This is a genomic window from Arthrobacter sp., from assembly GCF_030540645.1.
Classification (GTDB): domain Bacteria; phylum Actinomycetota; class Actinomycetes; order Actinomycetales; family Micrococcaceae; genus Specibacter.
On sequence record NZ_JAUNVV010000042.1, the window covers coordinates 1 to 14,890 of the forward strand.

Consider the following 14,890-nt stretch of genomic DNA (forward strand, 5'->3'; position numbering starts at 1 on the left):
TTGCCGGTGTGATCGGCTCGCGCTCGCAGAAACTCTTTGCCGCGCAGTGGAAGCATACGGGATCGCTCAACGGCCACGTGGAAGAGACCTTTTCCGGACTTGAACTTGTCCGCGCCTACGGCCGTGATACGGAGATGCTGGCAGAGTTCGACGAGCGCAACGAGCACCTCTTCAAAGCCTCCTTTGGCGCCCAGTTCGTCTCCGGCATGATCATGCCGGCCATGCAATTTGTCTCGTACCTTTCCTACGTGCTGGTGGCCGTCGTCGGCGGTGTGCGCGTGGCTACGGGGCAGATGACGCTCGGCGATGCCACCGCCTTTATCCAGTACTCACGCGAATTTTCCCAGCCGATCGGGGAGATGGCAGGCATTGCGAACATGATCCAGTCCGGAGTGGCCTCTGCCGAGCGAACCTTTGAAATTCTCGACGCCGACGAGCAGGATGCGGAAGAGGATTCCGAGCTGCTGCCGGCAAGGACGGACGGCCACGTGCGCTTTGAAAACGTGTCCTTCAGCTATGCGCCGGAAACCCCGCTGATCCGCGACGTGTCCTTCACAGTGGAGCCGGGGCAGACTGTGGCTATCGTGGGGCCCACCGGCGCGGGCAAAACAACGCTCGTCAACCTCGTCATGCGCTTCTACGAGGTGACCGGCGGGCGGATCCTGCTCGACGGCGTGGACACCCGCGAGCTCTCCCGCGAACAAGTCAGGTCCCAGGTGGGCATGGTGCTCCAGGATGCGTGGCTGTTTGAAGGCACCATCCGCGAGAACATCCGCTACGGCCGCCTGGACGCCACGGATGAAGAAATCGTGGCTGCCGCGAAGGCGACCATGGTGGACAAGTTTGTACGCCAACTCCCTGACGGCTATGACACGGTGGTCGACGCCGACGGCGGCACAGTGTCTGCCGGTGAGCGCCAGCTGCTGACCATCGCCAGGGCATTCATCGCCAGCCCGTCGCTGCTGATCCTTGACGAGGCCACCTCCTCGGTGGACACCCGTACTGAGCTGCTGGTCCAGCACGCCATGGCCGCGCTGCGCACCGATAGGACCTCGTTTGTCATTGCGCACCGGCTTTCCACTATCCGTGATGCCCACACCATCCTGGTCATGGAAGACGGTGACATTGTTGAACACGGCAACCATGAGCAGTTGCTGGCTCACCGCGGCGCTTACTACAAGCTCTACATGACGCAGTTCCAAGGCGGCCGCGACCTGGACGAAGAGATGGCGACGGAGGCCCGCTGACTGTAGCGGCGCCACCACAGTTACCGCACAAGCGTGTCGACCAGGCGGGCTGCGACCTTCGCCGTGCGGGCGTCGATGTCGTACGCCGGATTGAGCTCGGCTACATCGGCGTGGAACAGCTTGCCGCTGGCAGTAACCTGGCGGCATACGGCGGCAATCACGGGCAGCGGCACCCCATAGGCGGCCGGTGCACTGACGCCCGGAGCGGTGGCGGCGGGCAGCACGTCCAGGTCGATCGTCAGATACACAATGTCCACGGTCTCCAGGAAGGTAGAAACGAACGCCGCGGCATGCTCCGTCGAACAGTCCTCGTCCAGCAGGTACTTCACGTTCAGGTCCTGCGCGGTCTCGAAGAGTGCGCAGGTGTTGTTTGGTTCACTGATGCCGACGACGGCGTAGTTCAGTGTCCGCCCGGCGGCAGCTTCCGCATGGGCCATCTGCAGGAACGGCGTCCCGGAACTTGGAGCAGGGGCTTCACGCAGGTCAAAGTGGGCGTCAAGGTTCAGCACACCCAGGCGGGCTCCGTGGGCCACGGCGGCCGTGGCGGCCACTCCAAGGTAGCTGGCATAGGCGGTTTCGTGGCCGCCGCCCAGCGCAATGGTGAGGTATCCGGCGTCGAGCATTCGGGTCAGTGCCGTTCCGGCGCGGGCCTGACCGTCTTCCAACGCATCCCCTATTACGACGACGTCCCCGGCGTCGGTGACGCTTCGAGTGCCGTGGAAGGCAAGCGAACCCAGCGCGGAACGAATGGCGGCAGGGCCGGTGGCTGCGCCGGTGCGGCCCAAGTTGCGGGCCACGCCGGCATCAGAGCGAAAACCCAGGAGTGCAGCGGGGACAGGCAGCGTCGGGTCGTGGGTGCCAGCAGTGTCGGTTCCAACAGCCTGCCACCAGCGACGGTGGGCGGGGCCCCCGCCGTCGTTCCGTCCGGTCCAGGCAGTGGCAGGGGCATCAATGGCGAGGGTGGAAAAGTCCATGCTCCCAGCCAACAGCACGCGCTGCCCAAGCGCCACCCACTGGCGCCGGCCGCAGTCTGAAACCACAGACCCGACCTGACGGGGGAGGAAAGGCTGGGGCTAACCGATCCCGAACAACGCTTCCACGGGCCCAATGCCGAAGAACAGCACGAAGGCTGCGGCAACGGCCCACATCAGCGGATGGATTTCCTTCGCCCGGCCCTGGAAGGTGCGGATGAGCACGAAGGCGATGAAGCCGGCACCGAGACCGTTGGCAATGGAGTACGTGAACGGCATCAGCGTGAATGTCAGGAACGCGGGGATGCCAATGCCCCAGTCGGACCAGTCGATCTTGCCCACCTGGGAGACCATCATGAAACCGACCACAACCAGTGCCGGGGCGACCGCTTCGAACGGGACCAGCTTGATGAGCGGGGTGATGAACATGGCCAGCAACAGCAGCAGGCCCGTCACGATCGACGCTATGCCTGTACGGGCACCCTCGCCGATTCCGGCGCCGGATTCCACGAAGATCTGGTTCGATGAACCTGATGCGCCGCCACCGGCGATGGCCCCGAAGGCGTCCACCAGAAGGACTTTGTCGACGTCGGGAATGGTGCCGTCCTCGCGCAGTGAACCGGCCTCTGCGGCCAAACCCACCATGGTGCCCATGGCGTCGAAGAAGATGCTCAGCAGGATCACAAAGGCCAGCAGCACAGCTGCCAACGCACCGATTTTGCCAAATGCACCAAAAATATTGACCTGGCCAATCAAGGACAAGTCAGGCAGCGACCACTGGGTGAGCTGCGGGGACACCAGGGACCAGCCCTGCGGGTTGCTGGTGGTGCCGTCAAAGGAAGGACCAATGTGCAGGGTCAGTTCAAGGATGTTGGCCAACACGGTGGAGACGACAATGCCGATCAGGATCGCGCCCTTGACCTTGCGGACCACCAAACCGATGGTGAGAATCAAGCCAACAATAAACACCACGGTGGGCCAGCCCATGAGCTTGCCGTCGAAGCCCAGGCCCACCGGTACGGTGGTGCCTGCAACGTCCGGGATACGGCGCACAAAGCCGGCGTTGACAAGGCCAATGAGGGCAATGAACATACCGATGCCCACCACGATCGCAGTTTTCAGGCCTTCAGGGACGGCCTTGAATACCGCCGTGCGGAAGCCCGTGAGCACCAAAATGAACATGGTGATGCCGGAGAGGACCACCAGACCCATGACATCCGGCCAGGTCAGGCCAGGGTTCGTGGCGACCGTGACGGCCACAAACGCGTTGACGCCCAGCCCGGCAGCTAGGGCGAAGGGGTGTTTGGCCCAGGCACCCATGATGATCGTCAAAATGCCAGCCACAAATGCGGTCACAGCGGCCACGCGTTCTATGCCGAGCTCGCCGCCGGCCGAATCAGCTCCGCCGAGGATCAGCGGGTTCAGCACCACGATGTAGCTCATTGCGAAGAACGTGGCGAAGCCGCCGCGGATCTCGCGTGAATAGGTTGAGCCACGCTCAGTGAGCATGAAGTATCTGTCGACCGCTGACAGGCGAAGGCCCATTTTGGTAGCCGTGGTAGTCATGTAATTGCCCTTCGGGCGTAGTGGGTGGGTTTTGGTGATCCGAGGAAATCCTAGCGGTTATCTGCGCGCCGCCACTTTTTAATGCGCGGCGTGATATTCGGGCTCAGCCAAGCTCGACGGTGGGACTTAAGGAGGTTCTGTTGTCCACCCAAATGCCGCGATTCTCCGGAAATTCCCATGATTTTGAGATACGGTGAGGAGCGCCTGATCCGTCTATCAAAGGAATTTACGCTGTGAAGAGTCCCGCAAACCATCAGCCGGATGAGACGAACATGACACTTCATAAGCTGGTGCGGCGTTCTTTTGTGGCCATCATGGCACTCATGCTGCTGTTGTTCGGTTCCGCAGGCGGGGCTTTGGCCCATGACGCTGTCACCGGCACTTCCCCGGCCGACGGGTCAACGGTGGGGAGCTTGCCGGCTGAGGTTCAGATCAGCTTGACGAACACCCCGGCCGTGATCGGCTCGGAAGTTCAGGTTCTTGACGCAGCCGGCACCAACTGGGCCAGCGGGAGTGTGGACGTCTTGGACAAGGTGGCAACGCAGCATGTGCGTGCAGGTGCGCCCGCCGGAAAATACACGGTGAAATGGCGGCTGGTCTCTTCCGACTCACACCCCATTGAGGGCGAGTTCGCCTTTACCGCCACGGCGGCTTCCACGGCAACAGCTGGACAGGCAGTGGTGGTCGGGCCGGAAAATTCAGTTTCACCACCACCGCAGAGCACCCCGGAGGTTTCGCAGAACAGCGATACAGCGCCATGGGCCATCGTTGGCATGGTGGTGGTCCTGCTCGGCATTGTGGTGGCCTTGGTCGTGTTGGCCCGGCGCCGCTTGAGCAAGGAAGACTAAAACAGTCTGCGCCAGCGCCAATCGGTGGACCCGCATCTCGACTGCATTAAGCCAGGGTAGGCACGGTACCCAGTTCGCTGGCCGCGAGACGGGCCGAGATCGACTGACCTGCCCGCCGTGCCTGATGCAGGATTTCCTGGGTGGTGGGAAGCGCAAGGTCGCCGACCCCCACCAGATACAGGCCCAACGCGTTCATGCCGGCACGCACATCAGCGGCGGTCGTGACGCCCACGCCGAGCAGCACACGGCGGAGCTGGCTGAGCGCGCTGCGCGTAAAGACAACGCTGTGGGCGCACAGGATTCCAGAAGCCGTTTGCACCTGCCAACGGTTTGCCATGGGCGCAGGTTGATGGGTGCAGGTCAGCTCGAGGGCTCGGGTTTCCGGTCGCAGGTCAAGCTCGTGGCGGCGCGCATAGTGTTCAAGCAGGCGCACAATCTCGCTGCGTTCGCTGAGTTCCGCCAAGCTGATGCCGCCCGTGGTAGGACCCATGGTGTGGTGCTGTTTCATGGGGCGGGAGCCATCCACCACGATGGCCCGGATGCCCTGCTGGTCGAGTTCCGCGGCCATGGCCAGGGCAGAGAAGCCCGAACCAATCACTAGGGTGGTGGTTTGTTCAGCGGTCATGGCAAATGCCTCCTCGAACGGTAGGAGAACTCTTGAGGCGCAACAGCCGGGAGCAAGACTGATGCGTGAAGCGCGTTTCTGTAATGCGATTTAGGGAAGGACCCGATCCAAATAGGCATTGCTGAAGATCCGTTTGGTATCGAGAACATCTCGAACCTTACAGAACTTTTCAAGGTCTGGATAGAGTGCGGAAAAGTCCTTCGATTGGAGAAAATGCCACTTTCCCCAATGCGGACGGCCCGCATGGGAACGGAAGATTTCCTCGGCTGCCCTGAAGTATTCAAAGGGTGCTGTTTTGATGTGTTGGTGAATGGCGATGTATCCACTTTGACGTCCGTTGGCGGTGGAAAGAGCCATGGTGTCTGCTGCTGCGCTGCGGACCTCCACCGGGAAGGAAATCTGTAGTCCACGACGGGTGATCATGGCGGCGAGTTCGCCCAACGCCGCTGGAATGGCCTCGACCGGCAGCGCATACTCCATTTCCCGGAAGCGCACGCTGCGCGAGGTGGCGAAGACCTTGTGGGACTTATCGCCAAACTCACGGTTGCCGGTCAGCTTGGACGCCACTTTGTTCACCTGGGAAATACTGGCCGGCACCTTGCCCGTGACGTTGCACAGTGCGGAGAACAAGGCATTGGAAACCAGCACGTCATCGAAGAGGTGCGCAGCCGTTGAGAGTGGGGCGATGCCTTCAGGCAGGGTGCCGACGGCGTATCGAGTGTTTGTTTTCGTCAGCGCCAGATCGGTGTGCGGGAACCAGTAAAACTCAAAGTGGTCGTGGTCACTGATCCGCTGCTGCCAGGAGTCCACTACGGCCGCCAAGGGCTCCGGCTGTTCCACCGCATGCAGCATGAAGGCGTCCACGCATTGCAAGGTGACGGAGGTGATAATGCCCAAGGCGCCCAGCCCCACTCTGGCAACAGCGAAGATTTCGGCATTCTCCGTCGCCGAACAGTGCACCACCTCGCCGCTTCCGTCCACCAATGTCAAGGCTTGAACCTGGGCAGCGATGCCACCAAACTTCAGCCCCGTGCCGTGCGTTCCGGTGGAGATGGCACCTGCTATGGACTGCTTGTCAACGTCGCCAAGATTTTCCATGGCCAAACCGTAGGGTGCCAACAAAGCTGGAATTTCATACAGACGCGTGCCGCCGGCGAACGTGGCGCGCTTGGCTGTGCGATCAACCTTGAGCAGCCCGGTGAGCCCGTCAAGACACACCTGAACACCGTTTGTCAGGGCGATGTCGGTGAAACTATGACCAGCTCCGACGGCCTTGAGCGTACCCCCGGATGCTGCTGTCGAGGCAGCCAGCACCGATATTTCAGCCACCGTGTTTGGACGGGCCACGGCACTGGGCTGGCACCGCTGGTCCCCGGCCCAATTGCGCCACTCATTCATGCAAAGGCCTTGCCTTCCCCGCGGTACGTGAGTGCCCTGCCTACCCTTAGGCCGCCGTCGAGCACTTCAAGGGCATCCACATGCTCACAAATCTCACCGGACTTCGCATGCCTGAACCACACCTTGTCGCCGATGCACAGCTGATCGGCGACGGTGCCGCGCAACGGGCTCTGCACCTCGCCCGCGCCCTCCGTGCCAATCAGGGAAAGCCCCGCCGGGTGCACAGGAACGGGGGAGCGGTCTGCGCCAGCGGGGCCGGAGGCAATCCAGCCGCCACCCATCACCGTGACAATCCCAGGGGCAGGGCGACGGACCACGGGCACAGCAAAGCCGACGGCGTGGGCCGGGGTGAAGCGTGAATAACCGTCGAAAAGTGTGGGGCCGAACAAGCCGGAGCCAGCCGCTAGCTCCGTCACGGAAGGGTCGGTGGTCGTGAGCTCAAGGCTCCCAGTTCCACCGCCGTTGACAAACTCAAGGTCTGCGATGTTCCGCACTGCCGCAACAACGTCGGCCCTGCGGTGGGTGATCTCCGCCATCGAAGCCCGTTGCATTTGCTGCAGGACAACGGACTTGGCCAGGTCAGTGACCTTGTTTGCGGTGTGTGGGGAGTCCTGTAGGCCGGCCACCTGGGCTTCGTAGGCCATGATTCCGACCAGCGTGAACAGTTGCCCTGCGCCGTTCTTCCAGCCGCTGACCGCCAGGGCCAGGGCGACTGCGTCTGCCCCGGTGTGGACAGGGGAGCGGTAAACACCAATGTGGCCTACTGTCCGTCCGCGCACTGACGGCCGCCACGAAGAGTCAAGGTCAAGGCAGAGCCGGATGGGAGCGACCTGAGCCACGCTTGCCAAAACGGCGGACATCCATTCCAACTGCTCGGTGGAATCCACCATCAACGTGATGCGTGAACATGCTGCAGGGTCGGTGGCCAATGCGCGCATCGCGTGCTCGTCGGCGGTGGGATAGGCAACCACGATGTCGGTGAATATCCCAGATGGGTCGCTGGCAAGCCATAGTGCTTCCGGCAGCGTGAATCCCAAAATGCCTGCAAATCCTGGCTGGTTCAAAACCGCGCGCAGGACTTCTTTGCTGCGGATCGATTTGCTGGCCACCCGGACAGGTTTGCCGGCTGCGCGGCGCAACAACGAGCCTGCATTGAAGGACAAGGCTCGGAGGTCCAGGACCGCCAGCGGTGTGGCGAGTCCGGCGCAGGCAGCGTCCGCGCCCTGCCAGTCAGCTGCAGGGGATTGGCTACCGCTGCGGCCCCGCTCCACAGCAGAATCAAGCAGTTCCAATGTTGCCTCCCGCAGTGCAAAAGGTGTTCATGGCCCCCACTCTGTCACATGTCTGGGAAACTTGGGGCCGGAGACGTGGGGCGAGTTTTTTGCCCAGTCCAGCGAGGCAACTTGACGCGCCCAGCCGAACCCGCAATAGTCACAAGTACAGGCCGCGAGGGGAAGTTGCCACGGCGTTTACCCACCCTCGGGCACACGCGAAACAGGAGGCGCAGCATGAGCAGCCCAGAGGAAACACCCCAGGCCGCAACGCCCGGTGCAGTCCCCAGCCCCACCGGAATTGTGGTCGGCATCGATGGCTCGGAGCAGAGCACCTGCGCATTGATTTGGGCCGCTCGCGAAGCGAAGTTACGCAAATCTCCACTTCATCTAGTGACCGCCTATACCGTGCCTATTTTTGCCGCTTCGGGGCTCGACGGCGGCTATGCCACCGTGGACGACGACGTCATCCGCCAAGGTGCCGAAGCCATCCTGCGCGAAGGAGCCGCAAAAGTAGCCCACCTTGATATCGAGATGGACGCAAGGGTTGAAAACGGGGACGCGGCCGGGGTGCTGCTGGAATTGAGCGAAACCGCGGAACTGCTGGTGTTTGGCTCGCGTGGCAGGGGCGGGTTCATCGGCCGCCTGCTGGGGAGCGTCAGCTCAGCATTGCCCGCCCACTCCAAATGCCCTACCGTGACGGTGCCATTGAGCTGCGCGCCACGCATGTCCGACGGGCCAGAGGGTGAAGCGGCTCAAGCAAAACTCGAAAACGTGGTCACGGTGGGTGTCGACGGTTCGGACCAGGCCCGGTACGCAGTGCTTGTGGCTGCGGAGCAGGCTGAACGTTCCGGCAGTGCGCTGCGCATCATCTGCGCCGTGCAGCCATACACCGGGTCCTTGGCTTGGATGCCGGCACCCGTTGACCGTGAGGCGCTGTTTGCCGAGATCCAGGAACAGCTCGACGCCGGTGAGAGCTGGTTGCGCAAGCACTTCCCCAAGCTGCCCATTGAGATCAGCCTCGTTGAAGGATCAGCGGTGGAAACCCTTGTTGCTGCCACCAAGACCAGCGAACTCGTGGTCATGGGTACCCGTGGGCGCGGCGGGTTTGCCGGCATGTTGCTCGGCTCCACCACTGAAGGCGTCCGCCACCACGCGAAAGGCCCCATCATGGTGGTGCGCGACCGCGAAGATCCTCGACAAGGTGACCGCTCCGCCTTTGGGCCACTGCTGAACGTCTAGCTTAGGCAGCGCCTACATTCGAATATCGCGTTCTTTGGACAAGCAATGCGGGGCAGTCGGCATCAGCTGGCTGCCCCGCATTACTTGTACGCGCAGAACTTTACGCTCAGTACCTTGCCGCGTAGGGGTACAAACTCATGGTGGACATCCACGACAACGGGGTGACGCCGATGGGCTGCGAGGGATTCAGTGCCTGGACCACTTGGTTGTTGCCAATATAGATGGCGATATGGCCGAAACGGCCGTTGCCGTCGCCGTCAAAGACCAGCAGGTCGCCATACTGCATTTGTGACAGCGGCACCCGCACCGGTGCAGCCCAGAACTGGTCGCTGCCTTGGCGCGGCACTGACTTCCCCGCGGCGGCAAAGGCCTGCTGGACCAGACCTGAACAGTCAAACGCGACCGGGCCGTTGCCACCCCACTGGTAGGGGCCTCCGACCTTGGACATGGCGTAGTTGACCATGACCTGGGTGTAGGAACCGGTCGGTGGAGCTACTGGTGCAGGCGGGGCAACCGGTGGGATCACCACCGGCGGTGCGGGCGGCGGGACCACGGCTGGCAGCGGCTTCGGCGCGGGAGGCAAGGGTGCCGGTGCCGCAGGTGGCAAAGCCGGGTTGAGGGGCTGAACCACCCCGGCTGGGGTCAAGGGTACGGGCGGCTTGGGGGAAGTGTTCGGCGGGGTGGGCACGGAGGCGTTTCTGGAAGCTGCAATTTGCTGCTGCAACGCAGTTTCCTGTGCTTTGCGGGCCAACTCGTCCACCCGGGCACCTTCCAGTGCCACCGTTGTGTTGTGCAGCGCTGCCAGCCTTTGGAGCAGACTATCTCGTTGAGCCTTGTTCTCGGCGACGACGGCGACCTGGGCGTCTGCAGCTGACTGCGCATGGGCGTGCGAGGCCTCGGCTGCGGTTGCCGCCTCGTTTGCTGCGTTGCGCGCCGCCAGGGCCTGCGCGCCGAGTGCATCCAAGGTGGCTGCTGCGGCTTCGGCGGTGTCAAAAGTGTGGGCCCGATTAGTGCTCAAGGCCATGAGGGTGCTCGCCTGGTAGATGGCGTCGTCGGCATCAGAGCTGGTGAGGAAGCTCTGTACGCTCAGGTCCAGCCCGCCATTCTTGTACAGGCTGCCAGCCAGTTTCCCCAGTTGGGCTTTGGCGCTTTTCTGCACACCCTCAGCTTCGTTCGCTTTCGCTTGGGCTGTTGCAGCCTCGGCTTCTCGCTCGTCAACGGTCACAAGGGCTGCGGTGTAGGCACTGTTGGCGCCCATGGCTGCCACTGTTGAGGCTGCAAGCTTGTCATTGGCCTGGCTGGGAATCGCGGGACTGAACGGACGCAGCGCGAACTGTTGCGCCGCCGTCGTGCTTAAGAAAGCCGTGCTTAGGGAAGCGGGGGCAAGGGCCGGGAATTGTGCAGGCGCTGCGGTGGCGGGGGTGAGGAATGCGGTAGATGCCAAGGTGGCACAGGCCAGGGCTGTTGTGCCGCGGAGCATGAAACGCATGGTCATCCAGTTGCCTTACTGCAGGTCGGGGGGAATCGAGTGCTGCTGGCGCGTGAAATGGCCCAGCACAATTGCACAGTTCCTCTGACCCTAAGGCCAGTGGGAAGTCTTTGGCAACATGGGCAACTGGAGCATCATGAACCACATTGATGTCATTTATCCCCAACCCAGTTCATGCAGGCGTTCGTCGCTGATGCCAAAGTGGTGGGCAATCTCGTGCACAACCGTCACGGTGATTTCATGGATGACCTGCTCGTGGCTGCTGCAGATTTCCAGAATGGGTCGGCGGAAAATGGTGATGCGGTCAGGCAGGGAGCCGGAGTCCCACCAACTGCTTCGCTCAGTCAGCGGAGTTCCCTCATAGAGGCCCAGCAGCACGGTGTCCGGGTCCTCGTGCGGGCCGGGTTCGTAGGCTTCCGCAACGAAGATCGCCACGTTGTCCATTTCCGCGCGGATGCTGGCGGGGATCCTGGCAATGGCAGCCTGCACGGCAGCATCAAACTCCTGCTCATCCATGGCGAAAGGGCCAAAAGAAGGGATGCCGGCCAGTGGGTTCGCGTGCATGCCCCCAGCCTAATCAGCAATCCGGTAATGCGGTGCAGGGAAGCCCGTTTTGTGTTCTGGGCAAATAAGCCCTATAGTTTTTCAAGTCCACTTCGGACCGATGCACTGGAAACAATGCAGAGGCTTTGAAGCTGACTTAGGCCCCCATCGTCTAGCGGCCTAGGACACCGCCCTTTCACGGCGGCGGCACGGGTTCGAATCCCGTTGGGGGTACTTTGCGAGTGAGTGGTAAACCAGGCAAAAAATTGCTGGTACGCTATAACTCGTGAAAATCACACGAGAGTGCTGATAGCAACAAAACAGTAGTAAGTATGGCCCTGTAGCGCAGTTGGTTAGCGCGCCGCCCTGTCACGGCGGAGGTCGCGGGTTCGAGTCCCGTCAGGGTCGCTTTGGTTTTCTTGGTTGGTTCAAGGGAATCTGGTGACGAAAAGATTTTCAGATCACCAAGGCTCTGTAGCTCAGTTGGTAGAGCGTTCGACTGAAAATCGAAAGGTCACCGGATCGACGCCGGTCGGAGCCACCTTAGAGAAACCCCCGAATTCATTCGGGGGTTTCTTGCTTTAACGTTCACATCCAGTAGATTCCCGATGGTTTCCAGTGTGATATGTGCCACAATGATGGCTCAATGGTTCACGGTTTCAAGTTCCATATGGAGGGTTCCCATGGGCGTGCTGCGAAGTGTTCGGCGGCTGGTTCTGTTGTTGTCGATCGCCCTGATTGCCGCGCTGGGGGTCTCGGCCTGTTCGCTGGTCCCTGATTTTGGAAACTCGGGCGGGGACTCCGGGCAAAATTCAGACACTGGTCAACGGGATGGCGGTGCAAAGTCGGAAGAACTCATCCTGCCCACGAACTTGGCTGGCCTCGGTGGGAACGTTGAAACCTGCCTGAGCGTGACGGCCGTGGTGGTGGGTGGAAGCGGACTGGTGCTTTTGAGCAAGGTGGGAGGAGCGAAGGACTCCCTCCCGGAATTGCAAAAATTGGTTCGAGAAGCCGTGGCCAAGGTTCCCAGCGAAGTCAAGGGAGACCTGGAGCAACTCCTCAAGGTTCTCGATGAGAGCGGGCCAGGCGCCAAGAGCCTGGACGATGAGAAATTCCGGAAAGCCATGGAACCCGTCAGCGCATGGTTGGAAAAGAACTGCCAAGGAAAGTAGCCAGGCGCGGCAATCACTCCTTGGGTGATCGGCCACGTTGCCCTGCAACTTTGCCGTGCATAGGCTTACCGTAAGAGAAACAGAAAGGGCCGCCCATGGACTCGCACAATCAAGCTTCACAGGACCCGACCATCCTTGATGTGGAGAACAACCAAGGGCGAACAGTCATCGCTGACACGGCTGTCGCCAAGGTGGTGGCCATCGCTGCCCGCAGCGTTGCCGGAGTCCACGCCTTGGGATCAGGGGCGTCGCGGTCCATCGGTGCCATCCGCGAGGTGGTAGGCGCCGCTGACCTCACCCAGGGTGTGCGTGTTGAAGTGGGGGAATCACAAGTGGCCGTGGACATTGTCCTGTTGGCCAAGTACGGGTACCCGCTGCAAACCTTGGCGGACACAGTGCGCCGGGCCGTCTATCAGGCGGTGGAGGAATTGGTCGGCCGTCACGTCATTGAAGTGAACATTGAAATTACCGATGTCCATATCCCGTCCCTTGACGCGGAGAAGCCTGCAGGACGCAGTCGGCTCAGTGATCGAACGGGTGTTTCCGGTAAACAGGGCGTCACTGACACGACGCGGGTTACCGGGGTTGCACCAACTGTGGTCGCAACCGACATCCTCAGCAACGATCCAAACGATGCAGGGAGGAAGCCGTGAATTTGAGTGTGGTGTGTGCAGCATTTGGGGCGTTTTTGGCCTTTATGGCCTTTGCCTTTGGTTTTTGGGGGTTCGTGGTCTCCATCATCTTCATTGCTGTTGGAGCTTTCGTGGGCCGGGCTGCCAGCGGAAAGCTCGATTGGCGCGGTGCCATTGACGCCCTGACCGGCCGGCGCTCCTCATCGTGAGCCAAGCGCCGGCAAGTGAAACCGCCGTGAATGGAAACACTGTGCACAAGTCGGAGACGATCGGCGGGCAGGGGGCGGTGTCACGGATCTTTGCCGGGCACAACCGGATCAGCGCACAGGCTCTGACTTCCGTGGCAAAAGTTGCGGCGGCGGAAGTCCTCTTGGTGCCGCCCACGCAAGTCCGCGTGAGTTGGTCCGATGACGCCGGAGCGCTGGCCCTGTCAGTCTCCGCACCGATGGGCGCACCCTCCTTGAGTGAGGTCTGCCGGAATCCTGACCGCATTGCTCAGAGCGGCGGCAGCATTTTGAGCCGAGCCACGGCCGCGAAGGCCAGGATTTTGACCCGGGTTGAAGGCTTGACCGGATCGCAGCTGAGCCGGGTTGACGTACGGATCTCTGGATTGCTTGTGCGAGAGGGTGGGAGGGTCCTGTGAGTGCCTTCATGCGGTATGCGGTACGGCGGGAAACACACTCGGCGCGCTCCGGTCTGTCGGCATTTGCAGCCATTGTAATTACCTTGCTCGCTGTTTACGGTCTGCTGGAGATGGCCCTGGCCGCCGTGGGAGAGCCAGCATGGCTTATCGACCCGATGTCGGCAGCTGAATGGATTGCAAGCCTGCCGGGTGGGTCTTCACCCATCTTGTTGGGCGCCGTTGGCGTGTTCGCCGCGCTCGTGGGCCTGGTGTTTCTTGGCCACGGACTTCTGCCCGGGCGCCGGGCACGGCACGTGCTGGCCGATCCGCGCGTCGCAATCGTGGTTGATGACGAGGTCATTGCCGCAGCTCTGGCCAAATCTGCACGCATGGCAGCAGGAGTTACCCGCGAGCAAGTCGTTGTGGTAATTTCCGCACGGGTGGTCCAAGTAAACATCCGGCCCACGTCCGGCATCCGAATCTCCGAGGGGGACATCAAGGCTGCCGTGGAAGGTCAACTGGAAGCCATGGCGCTGGATCCCCAGCCCGTCGTGACGGTAAACCTATCTGGCAGCGGGGTGATCGGGGTATGAACGGTACACCGCGCGGGCTCAACCGTTTCCTTCTGAGCCTCATCGGCCTGCTCCTATTGATTGCCGGCATCGGCATGGTCCTGGTGGCGGCTGTTCCTGCTGCCGCTCACTGGTGGCGGGATTACGCATCTGCACAGGTGGCCTGGTTGCAAGGCTACGAACAGCGGTCACGGCTGCTGCTCACGTCACAGAGCTGGATGTGGCTGGCCGCAGCTGCGTTCTTCCTCGTCGTCGTCATTTTGATGATTTCCTGGATTGCCAATCAAGGCAAGGGCCGTGCCAGCACTTTGCTGGACTATCACGGCAACGTTGACGACGACGGGGCCGCCGGTGCGGTCAAGCTCAGTTGCGCCGTGGCTGAAAATGCGATCAAGAGTGCGTTGCTTGAAAGGACAGATTTATATGGCGTCTCCGCCACGAGCTATGACTTCCGCAACGAGGTTGGTCTGAAAGTACGGGTTTTCCCCCGGCAGGGGGTTGCCCCGAACGAGTTGGCAGTGGATGTCGTGGAATTGGTCGGCGCGCTGGATGAACTATTGGGGATGGAAGTTCCTGTGCTGCTGAGCATCGGCACCGGGGCCCGATCAAGGTTCACGAAAGCTGAAAGAGTCCGCTAGTCTCTTCTCATCACCCTGAGAGGCAACTTGCATCAGGGCCACATCGATTCGTTA

The 14,890-nt window shown here is 61.6% G+C and carries 15 protein-coding genes, 3 tRNA genes and 1 pseudogene; 12 read left to right on the plus strand and 7 right to left on the minus strand.

The features are described from left to right. Positions 1-1,247: ABC transporter ATP-binding protein (locus tag Q4P21_RS09415; RefSeq protein ID WP_303388523.1), on the plus strand; the 1,247-nt coding region annotated here is incomplete at its 5' end. Between the two features lie 20 nt (positions 1,248-1,267). On the opposite strand, the gene hutG is transcribed toward Q4P21_RS09415, so the two are convergent. Further along, a complete protein-coding gene (gene hutG / locus Q4P21_RS09420; RefSeq protein WP_303388524.1) occupies positions 1,268-2,221 on the minus strand; it encodes a formimidoylglutamase in 954 nt (317 codons plus the stop codon). A 99-nt stretch (positions 2,222-2,320) separates the two neighbouring features. After that, positions 2,321-3,763 carry an NCS2 family permease gene (locus Q4P21_RS09425; protein WP_303388548.1) on the minus strand — a complete coding sequence of 481 codons (1,443 nt, stop codon included), beginning with the start codon at positions 3,761-3,763 and terminating at the stop codon, positions 2,321-2,323. A gap of 293 nt (positions 3,764-4,056) precedes the next feature. Here Q4P21_RS09425 and Q4P21_RS09430 point away from each other — a divergent pair, with 293 nt between their 5' ends. Beyond that, positions 4,057-4,632, plus strand: coding sequence for a copper resistance CopC family protein (locus Q4P21_RS09430; protein WP_303388525.1), 576 nt, complete (start codon positions 4,057-4,059; stop codon positions 4,630-4,632). A 46-nt stretch (positions 4,633-4,678) separates the two neighbouring features. Here Q4P21_RS09430 and Q4P21_RS09435 read toward each other — a convergent pair whose 3' ends face one another. The 3 genes from Q4P21_RS09435 to Q4P21_RS09445 all read right to left on the minus strand — a co-directional run bounded on the left by Q4P21_RS09435 (position 4,679) and on the right by Q4P21_RS09445 (position 7,947). Beyond that, positions 4,679-5,257 (minus strand): FAD-binding protein, encoded by a 579-nt coding sequence (locus Q4P21_RS09435; protein ID WP_303388526.1) that lies wholly within the window; start codon positions 5,255-5,257, stop codon positions 4,679-4,681. A gap of 90 nt (positions 5,258-5,347) precedes the next feature. Further along, positions 5,348-6,655, minus strand: a complete 1,308-nt coding sequence (locus tag Q4P21_RS09440; protein WP_303388527.1) for a D-arabinono-1,4-lactone oxidase — start codon at positions 6,653-6,655, stop codon at positions 5,348-5,350. After that, positions 6,652-7,947 carry an alanine racemase gene (locus Q4P21_RS09445; RefSeq protein WP_303388528.1) on the minus strand — a complete coding sequence of 432 codons (1,296 nt, stop codon included), beginning with the start codon at positions 7,945-7,947 and terminating at the stop codon, positions 6,652-6,654. Before Q4P21_RS09445 ends, Q4P21_RS09440 begins: the two co-directional genes overlap by 4 nt. A gap of 216 nt (positions 7,948-8,163) precedes the next feature. Between Q4P21_RS09445 and Q4P21_RS09450 the strand changes: the two genes are divergently transcribed. Further along, positions 8,164-9,168 (plus strand): universal stress protein, encoded by a 1,005-nt coding sequence (locus Q4P21_RS09450; protein ID WP_207343444.1) that lies wholly within the window; start codon positions 8,164-8,166, stop codon positions 9,166-9,168. A 106-nt stretch (positions 9,169-9,274) separates the two neighbouring features. Here Q4P21_RS09450 and Q4P21_RS09455 read toward each other — a convergent pair whose 3' ends face one another. Both Q4P21_RS09455 and Q4P21_RS09460 read right to left on the minus strand, forming a co-directional pair. Further along, complete coding sequence (locus Q4P21_RS09455; protein ID WP_303388529.1) at positions 9,275-10,663, minus strand: C40 family peptidase; 1,389 nt, start codon at positions 10,661-10,663, stop codon at positions 9,275-9,277. 150 nt (positions 10,664-10,813) lie between these two features. After that, positions 10,814-11,221 (minus strand): metallopeptidase family protein, encoded by a 408-nt coding sequence (locus tag Q4P21_RS09460; protein ID WP_303388530.1) that lies wholly within the window; start codon positions 11,219-11,221, stop codon positions 10,814-10,816. 140 nt (positions 11,222-11,361) lie between these two features. On the opposite strand from Q4P21_RS09460, the gene Q4P21_RS09465 reads away from it, so the two are divergent. From Q4P21_RS09465 to Q4P21_RS09505, 9 genes and pseudogenes are all read left to right on the plus strand, one after another. Further along, a tRNA-Glu gene (locus tag Q4P21_RS09465) sits at positions 11,362-11,434 on the plus strand. 100 nt (positions 11,435-11,534) lie between these two features. Next, positions 11,535-11,608: transfer RNA gene (locus Q4P21_RS09470), tRNA-Asp, on the plus strand. A 60-nt stretch (positions 11,609-11,668) separates the two neighbouring features. Then, a tRNA-Phe gene (locus Q4P21_RS09475) sits at positions 11,669-11,741 on the plus strand. 142 nt (positions 11,742-11,883) lie between these two features. Beyond that, the gene (locus Q4P21_RS09480) at positions 11,884-12,372 is read left to right on the plus strand and encodes a hypothetical protein (RefSeq protein WP_303388531.1); all 489 of its coding nucleotides are present in this window, start codon (positions 11,884-11,886) and stop codon (positions 12,370-12,372) included. Between the two features lie 95 nt (positions 12,373-12,467). Further along, positions 12,468-12,857, plus strand: a pseudogene (locus tag Q4P21_RS09485) (Asp23/Gls24 family envelope stress response protein); the annotation flags it as partial. Between the two features lie 164 nt (positions 12,858-13,021). Next, entirely contained in the window at positions 13,022-13,213 is a 192-nt protein-coding gene (locus Q4P21_RS09490) for a hypothetical protein (protein ID WP_207343440.1), read from the plus strand. A gap of 59 nt (positions 13,214-13,272) precedes the next feature. Continuing rightward, entirely contained in the window at positions 13,273-13,647 is a 375-nt protein-coding gene (locus Q4P21_RS09495; RefSeq protein WP_303388549.1) for a hypothetical protein, read from the plus strand. Then, on the plus strand, positions 13,644-14,219 hold the full coding sequence (locus Q4P21_RS09500) for a DUF6286 domain-containing protein (protein WP_303388532.1): 576 nt from the start codon (positions 13,644-13,646) through the stop codon (positions 14,217-14,219). Before Q4P21_RS09495 ends, Q4P21_RS09500 begins: the two co-directional genes overlap by 4 nt. After that, positions 14,216-14,836: a hypothetical protein gene (locus Q4P21_RS09505; RefSeq protein WP_303388533.1), complete on the plus strand. Its 621-nt coding sequence runs from the start codon at positions 14,216-14,218 to the stop codon at positions 14,834-14,836. Before Q4P21_RS09500 ends, Q4P21_RS09505 begins: the two co-directional genes overlap by 4 nt. The last annotated feature ends 54 nt before the right edge of the window (positions 14,837-14,890 follow it).

Coding starts and splice junctions, on each gene's coding strand:
- hutG (WP_303388524.1), bottom strand. CDS start 2,221: ATGGACTTTTCCACCCTCGCCATTGATGCCCCTGCCACTGCCTGGACC.
- Q4P21_RS09425 (WP_303388548.1), bottom strand. CDS start 3,763: ATGGGCCTTCGCCTGTCAGCGGTCGACAGATACTTCATGCTCACTGAG.
- Q4P21_RS09430 (WP_303388525.1), top strand. CDS start 4,057: ATGACACTTCATAAGCTGGTGCGGCGTTCTTTTGTGGCCATCATGGCA.
- Q4P21_RS09435 (WP_303388526.1), bottom strand. CDS start 5,257: ATGACCGCTGAACAAACCACCACCCTAGTGATTGGTTCGGGCTTCTCT.
- Q4P21_RS09440 (WP_303388527.1), bottom strand. CDS start 6,655: ATGAATGAGTGGCGCAATTGGGCCGGGGACCAGCGGTGCCAGCCCAGT.
- Q4P21_RS09450 (WP_207343444.1), top strand. CDS start 8,164: ATGAGCAGCCCAGAGGAAACACCCCAGGCCGCAACGCCCGGTGCAGTC.
- Q4P21_RS09455 (WP_303388529.1), bottom strand. CDS start 10,663: ATGACCATGCGTTTCATGCTCCGCGGCACAACAGCCCTGGCCTGTGCC.
- Q4P21_RS09460 (WP_303388530.1), bottom strand. CDS start 11,221: ATGCACGCGAACCCACTGGCCGGCATCCCTTCTTTTGGCCCTTTCGCC.
- Q4P21_RS09480 (WP_303388531.1), top strand. CDS start 11,884: ATGGGCGTGCTGCGAAGTGTTCGGCGGCTGGTTCTGTTGTTGTCGATC.
- Q4P21_RS09505 (WP_303388533.1), top strand. CDS start 14,216: ATGAACGGTACACCGCGCGGGCTCAACCGTTTCCTTCTGAGCCTCATC.